The following is a 14273-nucleotide window of genomic DNA, read 5'->3' as shown; positions in this document are numbered from 1 at the left end:
GGCGTGCACTCCGTCTCATGGGAGGGGCCAGCGGTGATCGCGGGCAGGAGGCCGGCGGAACCTACTGACGAGTTCTCTGTTGAGGCGGGACCGTAGGCAAAGGCTTGACTTTGTGTCAATGCTCCCCGCATGCTGACGATGAATCCGGACCGGGCCGGTGCGCTGCCACATGTGGAAGGGGCCAGACGCGCCATGCCCAGGTTTATCGTCGCCGCAGTGACCGCCGTGGTCGCCGCCGCGCTCGCCGTAGGTGCCGCGATCGGAATCGTGGCCATCCTCAACAGTCCACCCGATCAGCCGAACGTTCCGCTGGTCACCTTCCCCACCGCCCAGGCGGAGCCGACGGGCGGCAGCACCGCACCCGCCGCCGGGGCGGAGGACGACAAGGGTGACAAGGGTGACAAGGACGGCACGAGCGACGCGGACCGGAAGGCCGGGCCCGACGCGACGGCCGAGCCGGAACGGGAAGCCGGGGCGGAACCGGGGGAGCGCTGACCATGTCCCCCCTGGGCTCGGAATGGGCGCGGGTCCCCCCGGAGCAGAAACGGGAGTTCGCCGAGCGGTTCGTCGTCGGCATCCCGATGCTCGCCGAGGACATCCTCCGCGAGATCCAGCGCGAGTACCCCCGGATCTCCGCCAACCCCGTCGACCGCGGTGAACCGGTGGCGCTGACCGCCATCCGCGGCGCGCTGGAGCACTTCGTCCAGCAGGTCACCTCCGACTCCGACCGCGACCGGGCCCATCCGAGGGTCTTCCAGGAACTCGGCCGGGGCCAGTTGCAGCACGGCCGCAGCCTGGACTCCCTGCAGGGCATGTACCGGCTCGGCGTGCGGCTCGCCTGGCGGCGGCTGGCCGAGATCGGCCAGCAGATCCACATCCCGGCGCCGGCCATGTACGAACTGGCGGAGACCGGGTTCGAGTACCTGGACGGCCTGGTCGCCCAGTCCATGCTCGGCTACGCCGAGGCCGCCGCCCGCGAGGCGGGCGAGCGGCTCCGGCTCCAGCGCCGGCTGCTGGAGGTGCTGCTCGGGGAACCCGCGCGGCCCGACTCCGCCGACGCGGTGGCCGAGCGGGCCGCGCGGATCGGCTGGCCGCTGCCGGAGCGGGTCGCGGTGGCGGTGCTGCTGCGCCCGGCCCGGGACGCCCTCGCCCCGCCGGTGAGCCAGGACGTGCTGCTCGACATGGAGAGCGAGCGGCCCCGGATGGTCGTCCCCGACCCCGAGTCCCCCGGCCGTGCGGAGCTGCTGCGCCGCACCACCGCGGGCTGGTCCGGAGCGCTCGGGCCCTCCGTACCGCTCGCCGAGGCGGCCACCTCGCTGCGCTGGGCCACCGTCGCGGTCGGGCTGATGGAACGCGGACTGCTGCCCTCCGGCGAGGTGCTGGACTGCTCGGAGCACACCGAGGCGCTGGTGCTGCTGCCGCCGTGGGAACTGATCGACGCCCTCGCTCGGCGGCGGCTCGCGCCGCTCGCCGAGTGCGGCCCCACCCACGGCCGCCGCCTCGCCGAGACCCTGCTGGCCTGGCTGGAGACCCGCGGCGGCGCCCCCGAAGTGGCGGCCCAGCTCGGCGTCCACCCGCAGACGGTGCGCTACCGGCTGCGGCAGATCCGCGAGCTGTGGGGCGAGGAACTGGCCGATCCGGCCACCCGGTTCGAGCTGGAGGTGGTGCTCCGCGCCCAGCGCCTGCGCGGTGGGTTCGGCGCGGAGGGCGGCGGGGGCCCCGAGGAGCTGGGTCCTGCCGGTCCGGGTCCGCTGCGGCCCGGCACGGACGGCCGGCCGCAGGGCTGAGCCGGCGTCAGGCCCCCGCGCCGGCGGCGCCGGGCCGGTTGCCGTCGCACCCCGGTGCGGGCCGGCTCGTGACCGGGGCCGGCCGCTCGGCTCGCGGCCCGGTCGGCGGGGTCCGTCAGGTGCACCACCACAGGAACCGGTCGCAGGGCGTCGGCTCCGGGGTGGGCTCGGCGGGCGGCTGGGTGGTCGGGGCCGGGCCGGGGTCACCGGGGGTGCCGGCCGGCGGGCCGCTCGGCGTCGGCTCGGCGGGCGGTGCGGTCGGGGCCGGGGGCGTTCCGCCGTCCGCCGGCCCGCTCGCGCCCGGCGCGTCCGGGTCCCCGGTGCTCCGGTCGCCGTCCCGCCGCGCGTCGCGGTCCGCGTCCGCCGCGCCGTCCTCCGGGCCGTCCGGGTCCTCGTCCTTCCGCCCGTCCTCGTCCTGCTGCCCGTCCGCGCCGCCGGGGCGATCGGTCGCCCCGGCCGGGACGCGCGGGGCGGCGCTGTGCCCGGGGCCGCCGGCCGGACCGGTGCCGTCCGCGGTGCCCCCGCCCGCCGGGCTCCGGTCCGCGGCCGCCGGGCGGTCGCTCGACGGTCCCGCGGTCTCGTGGAAGATCCCGCCCTCGGTGGCCAGTTCGGCGACGAACACCGCCGCGAGCACCGGCCCGAGGACGGCCGCCAGCAGGGTGATCCGGCGGCCCCTGCCCCGTCGCGCCCGGCGGGCACGGCCGGCCGGACGGCGCGGCTTGCGCCGGGACGGGGCCTGCCGGGCGGGGGCCGCTCCGGGCGCGGCGGAAGCGGCGCCGGAGGGGGTGCGCCGAGCGGCCGCGCGCCGTGCCGCGCGGGTCGTGCCGGTGCCGGTGTCGGTGCCGGACCCGGCGGACGGCGCGGCGAGGTCCTCGGCGGGGGTTCCGCAGCCTGGGCAGGAGAGCGCGCCGTTGAGGTGCCGGCGGCACGGAGGGCAGTAGTCCATGACGCGGGCAGATTATGTGACGGATGAATCATCCAGGAACGGCGGAGTGTGAGGATCGTGTGCAGGTGGCCAGGGCCTCCGCCGGGTCGCCGCGGCGGGTCCGGACGCGGGTGCCGGGGACGCGGTGCGCCGGCCGTGCGGGCCCCGGCCGGCGCACCGCACCGCCGCGGCACCCGGCCGCCGGCTCAGTCCGCGGTCTCCCCGCTCCGCGGCGCCGAGTCCGCCCCGGAAGTCTCCGCGGCCGGGCCCAGCATCCGGCGCAGCAGATCGCGCAGCGCCGTCCGCTCCCCGGCGCTCAGTGCCGCCAGCGGCTCGTCCGCGAAGTCCAGGGAGCCGCGCAGCCGGCTCGCCGTCTCCTTGCCGAGGGCGGTCGCGACCGCGAGTTTCACCCGGCGGTCGGCTGGGTCGGGGCGGCGCTCGACGAGCCCGCGGGCGGCCAGCCGGTCCACGATGCCGGTCACGTTGGACGGTTCGCACCGCAGCCGCGCCGCGATCCGGCGCATCGGGGACGGCTCCTCGGCCAGCAGTCTCAGCACCCGCGCCTGTGCCCCGGTCAGCGCGTGTTCGGCCGCCGCCCGCTCGTACTCCTCGTGGTAACGCGCCACCACGGAACCGATGAGCCCGACGACCTCGGTGGTCAGCGGGTCGGTCGGCGGCGTCATGCCGACACCCTAACCAACCGCTCGAAGCCCCTGAATGCGGAGGTTCCCGCTGGTACCGGCCTTCCGGGGCCGGTCCGGCACCCCCGGCACCCCCGGCGCACCGGAGTGCCCGCGGCCGGTTGCCCGGCGGTCCCCGGGGCACCCGGTGGGGCGGGGCGGGCGCGCCGGAAGCCGCGCCGGAGAGAACTGCTTGACAATCTTAACTATTCAGTCCAAACATTGTTTCGGTACATGAAGCATCTAGGAGGCTCTCCCCATGCCGCTGCCCAGCACCAGCCGTGAATGGCACCTGATCGCCCGCCCCGAAGGCTGGCCGGACCCCGAACGGGACTTCGCGCTGCGTGAGGCGGAGATCCGGGAACCGGCCGAGGGACAGATCCTCGTCCGGAACCAGTACCTGTCCGTCGACCCGTACATGCGGGGCCGGATGAGCGCGGCCAAGTCCTACGTCGAGCCGTACGCGCTGGACAAGCCGATGCTCGGCGGGGCGGTGGGCCAGGTGGTCTCCTCACGCGCCGAGGGCTTCGCCGAGGGCGACCACGTGCTGCACCACTTCGGCTGGCGCGAGTACGCCGTGCTGGACGCGAAGTCCGCGGTACCGGTGGACCCCGGCCTCGCGCCGCTCAGCGCCTACCTCGGCGTGCTCGGCATGACCGGGCTGACCGCCTACGCGGGACTGCTGCGCGTCGCGGAGTTCAAGGAGGGCGACACCGTCTTCGTGTCCGGCGCGGCCGGCGCGGTCGGCAGCCAGGTGGGCCAGATCGCCAGGCTCAAGGGCGCCTCCCGGGTCATCGGCAGCGCCGGCTCCGCCGACAAGGTCCGGCTGCTGACCGAGGAGTACGGCTTCGACGCCGCCTTCGACTACAAGGACGGCCCGGTCCGCGAGCAGCTCGCCCAGGCCGCCCCGGACGGCATCGACGTCTACTTCGACAACGTGGGCGGCGAGCACCTGGAGGCCGCCATCTCGGCCATCCGGCTGCACGGCCGGATCGCCGTCTGCGGGATGATCTCCCAGTACAACGCCACCGAACCGACCCCGGCGCCGCGCAACCTCGCGCAGATCATCGGCAAGCGCTTCCGGATGGAGGGACTGCTCGTCGGCGACCACTACGACCTCCAGCCGAAGTTCGTGGCAGAGGTCTCCGGCTGGGTGCGGTCCGGGGAGCTGAAGTACCGCGAGACGTCCGTCTCCGGCATCGAGAACGCCGCCGACGCCTTCCTCGGCATGCTGCGCGGCGCGAACACCGGAAAGATGCTCGTCACCCTCGGCGACTGAGCCGGCCCCAGGGCCCCGGCGCCCCCGGTCCCGGCGCCCCGGCCCCGGCCGTGCCCGCCCGGGGCCCGCCCGGGGCGGGCACGGTGGCCGGCCGGGGTACCCCCCTGTACGGGGCCGGGCGCCTCCCACGCGCGGCTCGGACACCTTTCCGTGCGGGGCCCGGACACCTCCCCGCGGGGCAGACCGGACGCCTCCCCGCGCGGCGGCCCGGGGCATCTCTCCGTGCGTGGGCCGGCCACTCCGGTGTGGGGGTGGCACCTCTGCGTCCGGGGCCCGGGACACCTTGCCGCGCGGGGCCCGGACATCTCCCCGCGGGGCAGGCCGGGCGCCTCCCCGTGCGGGTCCCGGCCCGGCCCCGGTCCGGGCCGGACGCGCCCACTAGGCTGCGGGCCATGCGTGATCTTGCCGCGGGGTTCGGCTATCTGGTGAAGGGGCAGCGCTGGGTCGCCCGGCACGGGCGGTGGTGGGGGTTCGGCATGATCCCCGCACTCATCACCCTGGTCGGCTACGCGGCGGCGGTGGTCGCCCTGGTGCTGTGGACCGATGACATCATCGCCTGGTCCACCCCGTTCGCCGACGACTGGTCCACGCCGTGGCTCGGCCTGTTCCGCGGCGCGCTCGCGGTGCTGCTGGTCGGCACCTGCCTGCTGCTCGCGGTCATCACCTTCACGGCGGTCACCCTGCTGGTCGGGCAGCCCTTCTACGAGTCGCTCTCCGAACAGGTGGACCGCTCGGTGGGCGGCGCCGCCCCCGAGTCCGGTCTGCCGCTCTGGCGCGAACTGCTGCTCTCCGCCCGGGAGAGCCTGGCCGTGGTGTTCCGGGTGGTGCTCTGGGGAGTGCTCCTCTTCGCGCTCGGCTTCGTGCCGTTCGTCGGCCAGACGGTCATCCCGGCCCTCGGCTTCTGCGTCTCCGGGTTCTTCCTCGCCGAGGAGCTGACCGCCGTGGCGCTCGCCCGGCGCGGCGTGCTGCTGAAGGAACGGCTGCGGCTGCTGCGCGGCCGGCGGCTGCTCACCCTGGGCTTCGGGGTCCCGCTCACCCTGCTCTTCCTGGTCCCGTTCGTCGCCGTGCTGCTGATGCCGGGCGCGGTGGCCGGAGCCACGCTGCTGGTCCGGGACCTGACGGGGGAGGACGCGGAGGACCCCGGCGGCGACCCCGGGACGGACGGCGCGGCGGCCTCGGCCGGCCCCGGCGCGGGGCCGGGGCACGCCCCGGCTCCGCGGGCCGGCTGAACCCTCCGGGCGGCACCCGCCCCGGCGGGCCCGCACCCGGCGCGGGTTCATACGTCCCGGTTCACCCCGGCGCGGTTCACCCGGCCCGGTCCACCCGGTCCGGGAAGGCCCCGGCCGGCGGTCCCGGTCGGCCCGCACCCGGCCCGGTCCACCCGGCCCGGTCCACCCGGCGCTGTTCACCGGGGACGGGAACGCCCCGGCGGGCCCGGTCGGCCCGCACCCGGCCCACCCCGGCCCCGCACTCGGCCCGCACCCGGCGCCGTTCACCCGGCCCCTGGGAAGGCCCTGGTGGTCACCGCCCGGGAAGGCCCCGGTGGTCACCGCCGGGGCGGCCGCTCACGTCACCGTTCCGGCGGCGACCCGCAGCACCTCCCGCACCTGGTCGGTGATCGCCAGCCGGTTGCGGACGAACTCCGGATCGCTGATCTGCCCGGTCGCCGGATCGGTGTTGCCCGGCCCGAACCGCAGCACCGGGGTGTGCAGATGCCCGCCCGGCACCCGCAGCCCGAGCGCGTCGCGCAGCAGGGTCGCCCGGTAGGCGATCTCGTTGGACAGGTAGTCGCCGCCCCCGCCCGCGCGGGCGACGGAGCCCTCGGTCGGCCCGTCCGGCCGGTTCACCGGGGTGCTGCCGCCCGCCGGGATCTCGGTGACGGCGGTGTTGTCGTACACCGGGAAGTCCCCGGTACGGGCCGCCACGATGGCCCGGTACGGCAGCGTGGTGGACGTCCACTGCGGTTGCGGGCGCGGTGTGGGGACCCCGGCCGGCACCGGGATGGTTCCGGTGTCGGACACCGCCAGGTTGTCCGGGTAGCCGCCCCGCCACGCCCCGTTGGTGCGCTCCACGTCGAACCGGCCCACCCGGCCCTGGCTGACCGTCATGAACAGGTCCACCCGGCGGGGCCCGGAGCGGAAGCCGGGCAGCAGGGTGCGCTCCACCGTGCCGTCCGCGAAGTCCGCCCAGCGGACCGGGAAGACGGCCGCCTCGATGCGCGCCGGGCCCGCGGCGGTGCGGATGGTGGTGCCGTCCAGCGCCAGTGCCGCCGCGCCCGAGGGGTTGCTGCGGCGCGGGTCCGCGTCCAGCTGGAACGGGTCGAACCCGGTCACCAGCACCCGTGTGACCCGCCGGCCCGCGGGCAGGTCCAGCGAGTCCTGGCCGCGCGAGGACCGCTCCAGCCCCGCCAGCAGCTCCGCCCGCCGCTCGGCGGCGAGCGGGAACGCCGGCCGCCACTCGCCGAGCGCCCGGGTCATCCCCAGCCGCGCCCAGTACAGCGGCCGGTCGTCGTCCCGGGCCAGGTCCCCCTCGCGGGCCGCCGGTCCGCGCCCCTGCGCCCGGTCCACCGCCCGCTGCCACAGCCGTTCGCCGTGGCGAGCCACCACCCGCTCGGCCTGCCGGGCCGAACCCGCCCGGTCCAGGGCGCGGGCGAAGTCCGGGGCCACGGAGTCGAACCCGCTGCGGCGCAGGATCTCCCGCGGGACGGCCTGGTCGAGCCGCCGCTCCTCCACGGTCGGTGCCGGACCGCCAGGGGCGGCGCCCGCCGGGCCGCCCGGAGCGGCGAGCGCCCCGGGCGGCCCGGCGGCGACGACGGCGAGCACGGCGGCGGCCAGCACACCGAGCCGGGTAGGTATCCCTCTCATACGGCGATTCCTTCCGGTCAGACCTGATCGAAGTCGTTCAGCCGAGCGGCAGTATTCCGGCGCCCGGCGACCCGGCGCCATGCCCGGCCGCCCGCGATCGCGTTCCTTCCGGCCATCGGGCCCCGGCCCTTCCCACGATCGGCCCCCGCCGGCCGGCGGCCCCGGCCATCGCGCCCCGGCCGGGCACCGGCCCCGGCTCCGTCGATCGCGCCCCGAACGGCCGGTCGCCTTCCCGGCGGGCCCGGGCATCGGCCCCCGGTCCCGGCGATCCCCGCCCCGGTCCCGTCGATCGCGCCCCGGACGGCCCGTCACCCGGCCGGCGACGACGGCTACCGGGCGGCGCCGGGCCGGGGCGAGGATGGAGGACCGGTGCGGACTTCGACGAGGAGGCACGGCTGTGACGGACCAGCTGAGGGACCACACGCTCGACGAGGCCGGGGCGGTCCGGGCCGCGCTCGACGCGCTCGACCTGGACACCAAGGCCGCCCTGCTCGCCGGGCAGGACATGTGGTCGCTCCCCGCGGTCCCCGGGATCGGGCTGGACTCCCTGGTGATGTCCGACGGGCCGATCGGGGTGCGCGGGGTGCGCTGGACGGCCGACGACCCCTCGGTCGCGCTCCCGTCCCCCACCGCGCTCGCCGCCACCTGGGACCCGGAACTCGCCCGGCGGGCCGGCCGGTTACTGGCCCAGGAAGCCCGGCGCAAGGGCGTCCACGTGCTGCTGGCGCCCACCGTCAACCTGCACCGCTCGCCGCTGGGCGGCCGGCACTTCGAGGCGTACAGCGAGGACCCCTGCCTCACCGGCCTGATCGGCGCGGCCTACGTCGCCGGGGTGCAGGACGGGGGAGTCGCGGCGACCGTGAAGCACTTCGTCGCCAACGACGCCGAGACCGAACGCTTCACCGTGGACAACCGGATCGACGAAGCGACCCTGCGCGAGCTGTACCTGGCGCCCTTCGAGCACATCGTGCGACACGCCCGCCCCTGGGCCGTCATGTCCGCCTACAACGCGGTCAACGGCACCACCATGACCGAACACCGGCGGCTGCAACGGGAGGTGCTGCGCGAGGAGTGGGGCTTCGACGGCGCCGTCGTCTCGGACTGGATGGCCGCCCGCGACACCGTACGCGCGCTCCGCGGCGGCCTGGACATCGCCATGCCCGGTCCGCGGACCGTCTACGGACCGGCGCTCGCCGCCGCGGTACGGGACGGACGGGTCGCCGAGGCCGAGGTGGACGCCGCGGTACGGCGGGTGCTGCGGCTCGCCGCCCGCACCGGGGCCCTCACCACCGCCCCCGCCCCGCCCCCGCCCGCCGGCGGCCCCGCCGACGGCGCGGCGCTGGCCCGGGAGATCGCCCGGCGCTCCTTCGTCCTGCTCCGCAACGAGCGGCGGGCGCTGCCGGTCGACCCCGGCGCGGTCGCCCGGATCGCCCTGATCGGCGGCGCCGCCCGGGACGCACGGGTGCAGGGCGGCGGCTCGGCCCAGGTGTTCCCGGCCCGGACGGTCGCGCCGCTGGACGGGCTCCGCGCGGCGCTGCCCGACTCGGTCGCGCTGGAGTACGCCACCGGCGCCGAACCCACCCGTGAACTCGGTGTCGCCGGCCCCGGCTTCGCGCTGCGCGCCGTGGTCCGGGCGGCGGACGGCCGTGTGCTCGGCGAACGGCGGCTCCCCGGCGGCGAACTGCGCTGGCTCGGCGGCGACCTGCCCGCCGGGGTGACCTTCGACGAGCTGCACAGCATCGAGATCACCGGCACCTTCACCCCGCGGGTCGGCGGCAGGCACTCCTTCGGCACCAGGGGCCTGGGCGGCTTCCGGCTCTCGGTGGGCGGCGTCCCGCTGTACGACGGGCGGCAGGGGCTGGACGAGCACGCCGACCCGTTCGAGGCGTTCTTCGGCGCCCCGGTGGTGCGCGGCGAGGCCGAGCTGACCGCGGGTCGCCCGGTGGACATCGCCCTGGGGTGTGTCGTCGCCCGGATCGAGGACGCCCCGGTCGAGGCGGTCGGCTTCGGGCTGATGCACCGGGAACCGGAGCGGGACCCGGACCGGATGATCGAGGAGGCGGTCGCCACGGCGGCCGCCGCCGACGTCGCGGTGGTGGTGGTCGCCACCACCGAGCGGGTGGAGAGCGAGGGATTCGACCGCACCGACCTGCGGCTCCCCGGCCGCCAGGACGAACTGGTCGACCGGGTGGCCGCCGCCAACCCCCGCACCGTGGTCGTGGTCAACTCCGGTGCCCCGGTCGAGCTGCCGTGGCGGGAGAAGGTGGCTGCGGTGCTGCTCGGCTGGTTCCCGGGACAGGAGGCGGGGGCCGCGCTGGCGGACGTCCTGCTCGGCGCCGAGGAGCCGGGCGGGCGGCTGCCCACCACCTGGCCCGGCCGGCTGGCCGAGGCCCCGGTCACCCGCGTCGTGCCGGACGGCGGCCGACTTCCCTACGCGGAGGGGCCGTTCATCGGCCACGCGGCGTGGGAGCGGTCCGGCGCGGCACCCGCCTACTGGTTCGGGCACGGCCTCGGCTACACCGACTGGGCCTACGAACACGCCGCCTACACCCCCGCCGGGCAGGGTGACGGCAGCTCGCTGGGCACGGTCACCGTCCGGGTCCGCAACACCGGGACCCGCCCGGGGCGGGAAATCGTCCAGCTCTACCTGACGGCACCGGACGGAGCCGGCACCCCGACCGGCGGTCCGGGGGCGGACGGCGCGGCGGAGGTCCGCCGGCCCGCGCGGCGACTGGCGGGCTTCGCGTCGGTCCGGGCGCGGCCCGGGGAGGCCGTCGAGGCGGTGATCGAGGTACCGCGCTCCGCCGCGCGGTACTGGCACCCGGCCGGTGCCGCGGACGGCACCGGTGATCCGGCGGGGGGCGGCTGGCGGCTGCGCACCGGCCGCCACCTCGCCGAGGCCGGGCGCAGTGTGGCCGACCGGCGCCTGTCCGTCCCGGTCGAGGTCACCACGGACTGACTGACCCCTCCGGGTCCCGCGGATCGACCTGCCCGGGTCGCGCGAACCGGCCCGCCTGGGCCTCGCGGTCCGACCCGCCAGGGTCCCGCCGACCGGCCCGTCCGAGTTCCGCGGACGCCTCTGCTCGGGCGCCGCGGCCTGACCCGCCAGGGTCCCGTGGACCGGCCCGTCCGAGTTCCGCGGACACCTCTGCTCGGGCGCCGCGGCCCGACCCGCCCGGGTCCCGCGGCCCGACCTGCCCGGGCCTCGGGGTCCGGCCCGCCAGGGTCTCGCGAACCGGCCCGCCTGCGCCTCGTGGACCGGCCCGTCCGGGGCCCGCGGGCACCCCCGCCCGCACCCGGGCGGGGGTGTCCCGGCGCCGCGGTTGACTCAGGCGGTGGGCTCCTTCCGGGTGATTTCCCGGTACGCCATGTCCGCCAGCACCCGCTGCCCCTCCTTGCTCGGGTGGAACCAGTCCCACTTGCTCAACTCGTCGGCGGTGAAACGGTAGTCGTGCACCGCGTCGTCGTACCGGCACAGCAGGTCGGCGGAGCAGACCTGCTCGAGCACCTGGTTGTACTCGTCCACCCGCCGCTCCACCCGGCCGCGGCGTTCCCGCGCCCCGGCGTCGTCGGAGTCGGCGTCCTTGAGCATCGACGGGCAGATCCCCAGCTTCCAGATGTGCTTGCGGAACGGGTCCTTGCGCCCCTCCGACCACAGCCGCTTCAGGTCGGGGACGCTCGCCACGTACACCTGGGTCTTCGGCAGCGCCTTGCGCAGCGCCTTGAGCGAGGCGGTGAAGTCGGTGCGGAAGTCATCCGTCGGGGTCATCTCGTCGGCCGAGTCCCGGCACGCGTCGTTCGCCCCGATCAGCACCGTGACCAGCTCGGGCCGGTGGGCGGTGGCCTCCCGCACCTGGTCCGGGAGGTCCGCCATCACCGCGCCGGTCTTGGCGTGGTTCCAGCTGCGGACCGGTCCCTTGCCGGTGCGGGCGGGCAGCAGCCGCCGGGCCAGGCTGTCCACCTCGTCCCCCGTCGACCAGGACACCTCCGGGCAGTCGGAGAGCACCGAACAGGCGTCGAAGCCGCGGGTGATGGAGTCGCCGACGGAGGCGATGGAATCCGGGCGGGTGTCCCACGGTCGCGCCGGCTTGACGGTGGGGCGCTTCGCGGCGGTGCCGTGCTCCGCGGTCCGGTCGCCGTCGGAGCCGCCGGTGCAGCCGGCCAGCACCGCCGCCGCGGACAGCAGGACGACCGCGCCCCGGGCCGCCCGGGCGACCCGGCCGCCGCCCGGTGCCGCGCCGGCCCCCGCCGCCGGCCCCCGCCCCGCCTGCGAGGACGGGTCCGGGCCGGGGCCCTCACCCGCTCCGGCGGCCGCCCCGGGCGGGTCGGAAGCGACCGGAACGGTGCTCATCGGGATCGGAAATCTGCGCCGCTCGTGCCGCTCCAGGCCCCGCATGGCTGTTCCCCCTCCGACTGATGGGTGATATCTATCCAGGACCGACGGTACGTCACTCCCGGGTACGCACAGCGCGGTAGCTTTTTCCCGTGCTAGTTGGGCTGCGACCCGGCGGATGGCGCGTACCGACACTGGAGCATCACACCGCGTCACATCCTGTCCCTTTTGTGGAGAATTAAGCTCAGTGGTGTTTACTTCATGTAACCTCGGAGCTGGTGCAGGAGTGATCATTGGGGCAGAATGTCTGTTGCTGTCCCGGACGCGACCGGTACGGACACGAGGCCGCTGGGGAAGGCGAACCTCGAACCGCACTGGAGGTCCCGGTGACGACACGTGGAGTTCTGTACGTGCACTCCGCCCCGCGCGCGCTGTGCCCCCATGTCGAATGGGCCATCGCGGGCGTCCTCGGCGTGCGCGTCACCCTCGACTGGATCAAACAGCCCGCGGCCCCCGGTACCTGGCGGGCCGAATTCTCCTGGCAGGGCCAGGCGGGCACCGCCTCCAAGCTCGCCTCCGCGCTGCGCGGCTGGCACCTGCTGCGCTTCGAGGTGACCGCCGAACCCTGCGCCACCGCGGAGGGCGAGCGCTACAGCTCCACGCCCGAGCTCGGCATCTTCCACGCCGTCACCGGGATGCACGGCGACATCCTCATCCCCGAGGACCGGCTGCGCGCCGCGGTGGCCCGCTCCTCCCGCGGGGAGACCGACCTGGAGGCCGAGGTCGCCAAGCTGCTCGGGAAGCCCTGGGACGACGAACTCGAACCGTTCCGCTACGCGGGTGAAGGCGCCCCCGTCCGCTGGCTGCACCAGGTCGTCTGACGCCCCGACGGCCGTGGCCCGGGGCCCGGCGGCCCGGCGCGCCCGCCGCCGACGGTCCGTCAGCCGGCACCGTCGGCAGCGGCACACACGCCGAGCGCCCGCCCGGTCGGAAGGGGACCGGGCGGGCGCTCGGGACGGATCATCCGGACGGCGGAGTCCGCCGTCTGCCGGGTGCGTCCGGTGGTTCGGGCGGGATCAGACCGTGCGGAAGGCCAGCACCACGTTGTGGCCGCCGAAGCCGAACGAGTCGTTCAGCGCCGCGATGGTGCCCTCCTGCGGCAGCTCCCGGGGCTTGTCGCGCACGATGTCCGCGTCCGCCTCCGGGTCCAGCTCGTCGATGTTGATCGTCGGCGGGGCGATCCGGTGGTACAGGGCCAGGACCGACGCGACGGTCTCCACACCGCCGGCGCCACCGAGCAGGTGCCCGGTCATGGACTTGGTGGCGGAGACCGCCATGTGGTCCACGTCGTCACCGAACACCTTGCGGAGCGCCTTGATCTCGGCGACGTCGCCCTGCGGCGTGGAGGTGGCGTGCGCGTTGACGTGCACGACCTCGGCGGCCTTCAGCCCGGTGGCCGCCACCAGGTTCTGCAGGGCGTGCGCGATGCCGTTGCCGGACGGCTCCGGCTGGGTGATGTGGTGCGCGTCGGCCGACACGCCCTGGCCGACGGCCTCCGCGTAGATCCGCGCGCCGCGCTGCCGCGCGTGCTCCGCCGACTCCAGCACGATCATGCCGGAGCCCTCGCCGAGCACGAAGCCGTTCCGCGCGGTGTCGAAGGGACGCGACGCGCCCTGCGGGTCGTCGTTGTTCTTCGACATCGCCATCATGTTGCCGAACGCGGCGATCGGCAGCGGGTGGACCGCCGCCTCGGTGCCGCCCGCGATGACCACGTCGGCGCGGCCGGTGCGGATCATCTCGATGGCGTAGCCGATGGCCTCGGCGCCCGAGGCGCAGGCGCTGACCGGGGTGTGCACACCGGCCCGGGCGCCGACCTCCAGGCCGACGTTGGCCGCCGGGCTGTTGGGCATCAGCATCGGCACGGTGTGCGGAGAAACCTTTCGGGCACCCTTCTCGCGCAGCACGTCGTACTGGTCGAGCAGGGTGGTGACGCCGCCGATACCGGAGGCGACCACGGCGCCGAGCCGGTCCGGGTCGACCGAGGAGTCCTCGCCGGCCTTGCCGGTGAACCCGGCGTCGGCCCACGCCTCACGGGCCGCGATCAGCGCGAACTGCGCCGAGCGGTCCAGCTTGCGGGCCTGCGGCCGGGGGATGATCTCCGTCGGTTCGACCGCGATCTCGGCGGCGATACGGACCGGCAGCTCCGCCGCCCAGTCCTGTTCCAGGCGCCCGATGCCGGAACGTCCGGCGAGCAGGGCCTCCCAGGTCGATGCGCTGTCGCCACCCAGCGGTGTGGTTGCGCCGATACCGGTGACGACCACGGTGTGATTGGTCGAGTTCATCGGAATTCTTACTCCGCGTCTAGACGGTGCAGTGGGTGCTGTGCCCGCCACCGCATGAGGGTG

11 protein-coding genes are annotated in these 14273 nt (G+C 75.9%); 6 read left to right on the top strand and 5 right to left on the bottom strand.

The window, feature by feature from the left end; genetic code table 11:
• Window positions 1-129: 129 nt before the first annotated feature.
• Together ACH4B3_RS11945 and ACH4B3_RS11940 are read left to right on the top strand one after the other, a co-directional pair.
• Window positions 130-495, top strand: a complete 366-nt coding sequence (locus ACH4B3_RS11945) for a hypothetical protein (protein WP_398462659.1) — start codon at window positions 130-132, stop codon at window positions 493-495.
• Between the two features lie 2 nt (window positions 496-497).
• Complete coding sequence (locus ACH4B3_RS11940; RefSeq protein WP_398462658.1) at window positions 498-1787, top strand: helix-turn-helix domain-containing protein; 1290 nt, start codon at window positions 498-500, stop codon at window positions 1785-1787.
• A 115-nt stretch (window positions 1788-1902) separates the two neighbouring features.
• On the opposite strand, the gene ACH4B3_RS11935 is transcribed toward ACH4B3_RS11940, so the two are convergent.
• Both ACH4B3_RS11935 and ACH4B3_RS11930 read right to left on the bottom strand, forming a co-directional pair.
• Window positions 1903-2733: a hypothetical protein gene (locus ACH4B3_RS11935; protein WP_398462657.1), complete on the bottom strand. Its 831-nt coding sequence runs from the start codon at window positions 2731-2733 to the stop codon at window positions 1903-1905.
• 185 nt (window positions 2734-2918) lie between these two features.
• Entirely contained in the window at window positions 2919-3395 is a 477-nt protein-coding gene (locus tag ACH4B3_RS11930) for a MarR family winged helix-turn-helix transcriptional regulator (protein WP_398462656.1), read from the bottom strand.
• 256 nt (window positions 3396-3651) lie between these two features.
• Here ACH4B3_RS11930 and ACH4B3_RS11925 point away from each other — a divergent pair, with 256 nt between their 5' ends.
• A complete protein-coding gene (locus ACH4B3_RS11925; RefSeq protein ID WP_398462655.1) occupies window positions 3652-4671 on the top strand; it encodes an NADP-dependent oxidoreductase in 1020 nt (339 codons plus the stop codon).
• A 392-nt stretch (window positions 4672-5063) separates the two neighbouring features.
• The gene (locus ACH4B3_RS11920; RefSeq protein WP_398462654.1) at window positions 5064-5900 is read left to right on the top strand and encodes an EI24 domain-containing protein; all 837 of its coding nucleotides are present in this window, start codon (window positions 5064-5066) and stop codon (window positions 5898-5900) included.
• Between the two features lie 336 nt (window positions 5901-6236).
• Here ACH4B3_RS11920 and ACH4B3_RS11915 read toward each other — a convergent pair whose 3' ends face one another.
• Window positions 6237-7535 carry a pyroglutamyl peptidase gene (locus ACH4B3_RS11915; RefSeq protein WP_398462653.1) on the bottom strand — a complete coding sequence of 433 codons (1299 nt, stop codon included), beginning with the start codon at window positions 7533-7535 and terminating at the stop codon, window positions 6237-6239.
• A 358-nt stretch (window positions 7536-7893) separates the two neighbouring features.
• Between ACH4B3_RS11915 and ACH4B3_RS11910 the strand changes: the two genes are divergently transcribed.
• Window positions 7894-10494 (top strand): beta-glucosidase, encoded by a 2601-nt coding sequence (locus tag ACH4B3_RS11910; RefSeq protein ID WP_398462652.1) that lies wholly within the window; start codon window positions 7894-7896, stop codon window positions 10492-10494.
• A gap of 369 nt (window positions 10495-10863) precedes the next feature.
• Here ACH4B3_RS11910 and ACH4B3_RS11905 read toward each other — a convergent pair whose 3' ends face one another.
• On the bottom strand, window positions 10864-11886 hold the full coding sequence (locus ACH4B3_RS11905; RefSeq protein WP_398462651.1) for an SGNH/GDSL hydrolase family protein: 1023 nt from the start codon (window positions 11884-11886) through the stop codon (window positions 10864-10866).
• A gap of 368 nt (window positions 11887-12254) precedes the next feature.
• Between ACH4B3_RS11905 and ACH4B3_RS11900 the strand changes: the two genes are divergently transcribed.
• Window positions 12255-12749, top strand: a complete 495-nt coding sequence (locus tag ACH4B3_RS11900; protein WP_398462650.1) for a DUF3145 domain-containing protein — start codon at window positions 12255-12257, stop codon at window positions 12747-12749.
• Window positions 12750-12944: 195 nt separating this feature from the next.
• Here ACH4B3_RS11900 and fabF read toward each other — a convergent pair whose 3' ends face one another.
• Window positions 12945-14210 (bottom strand): beta-ketoacyl-ACP synthase II, encoded by a 1266-nt coding sequence (gene fabF / locus ACH4B3_RS11895; protein WP_398462649.1) that lies wholly within the window; start codon window positions 14208-14210, stop codon window positions 12945-12947.
• Window positions 14211-14273: the final 63 nt, after the last annotated feature.

This window comes from Streptomyces sp. NPDC018031 (assembly GCF_044327625.1).
In the GTDB taxonomy this organism is placed as follows: Bacteria; Actinomycetota; Actinomycetes; order Streptomycetales; family Streptomycetaceae; genus Streptomyces.
Note: the sequence above shows the minus strand (reverse complement) of the source record. Positions and strands in the feature narration are given on the sequence as shown.

What these genes read in the sequence shown, in the direction of transcription:
- ACH4B3_RS11945 (WP_398462659.1), top strand. Translation starts at nt 130, where the DNA reads ATGCTGACGATGAATCCGGACCGGGCCGGTGCGCTGCCACATGTGGAA.
- ACH4B3_RS11940 (WP_398462658.1), top strand. Translation starts at nt 498, where the DNA reads ATGTCCCCCCTGGGCTCGGAATGGGCGCGGGTCCCCCCGGAGCAGAAA.
- ACH4B3_RS11935 (WP_398462657.1), bottom strand. Translation starts at nt 2,733, where the DNA reads ATGGACTACTGCCCTCCGTGCCGCCGGCACCTCAACGGCGCGCTCTCC.
- ACH4B3_RS11930 (WP_398462656.1), bottom strand. Translation starts at nt 3,395, where the DNA reads ATGACGCCGCCGACCGACCCGCTGACCACCGAGGTCGTCGGGCTCATC.
- ACH4B3_RS11925 (WP_398462655.1), top strand. Translation starts at nt 3,652, where the DNA reads ATGCCGCTGCCCAGCACCAGCCGTGAATGGCACCTGATCGCCCGCCCC.
- ACH4B3_RS11920 (WP_398462654.1), top strand. Translation starts at nt 5,064, where the DNA reads ATGCGTGATCTTGCCGCGGGGTTCGGCTATCTGGTGAAGGGGCAGCGC.
- ACH4B3_RS11915 (WP_398462653.1), bottom strand. Translation starts at nt 7,535, where the DNA reads ATGAGAGGGATACCTACCCGGCTCGGTGTGCTGGCCGCCGCCGTGCTC.
- ACH4B3_RS11910 (WP_398462652.1), top strand. Translation starts at nt 7,894, where the DNA reads ATGGAGGACCGGTGCGGACTTCGACGAGGAGGCACGGCTGTGACGGAC.
- ACH4B3_RS11905 (WP_398462651.1), bottom strand. Translation starts at nt 11,886, where the DNA reads ATGAGCACCGTTCCGGTCGCTTCCGACCCGCCCGGGGCGGCCGCCGGA.
- fabF (WP_398462649.1), bottom strand. Translation starts at nt 14,210, where the DNA reads ATGAACTCGACCAATCACACCGTGGTCGTCACCGGTATCGGCGCAACC.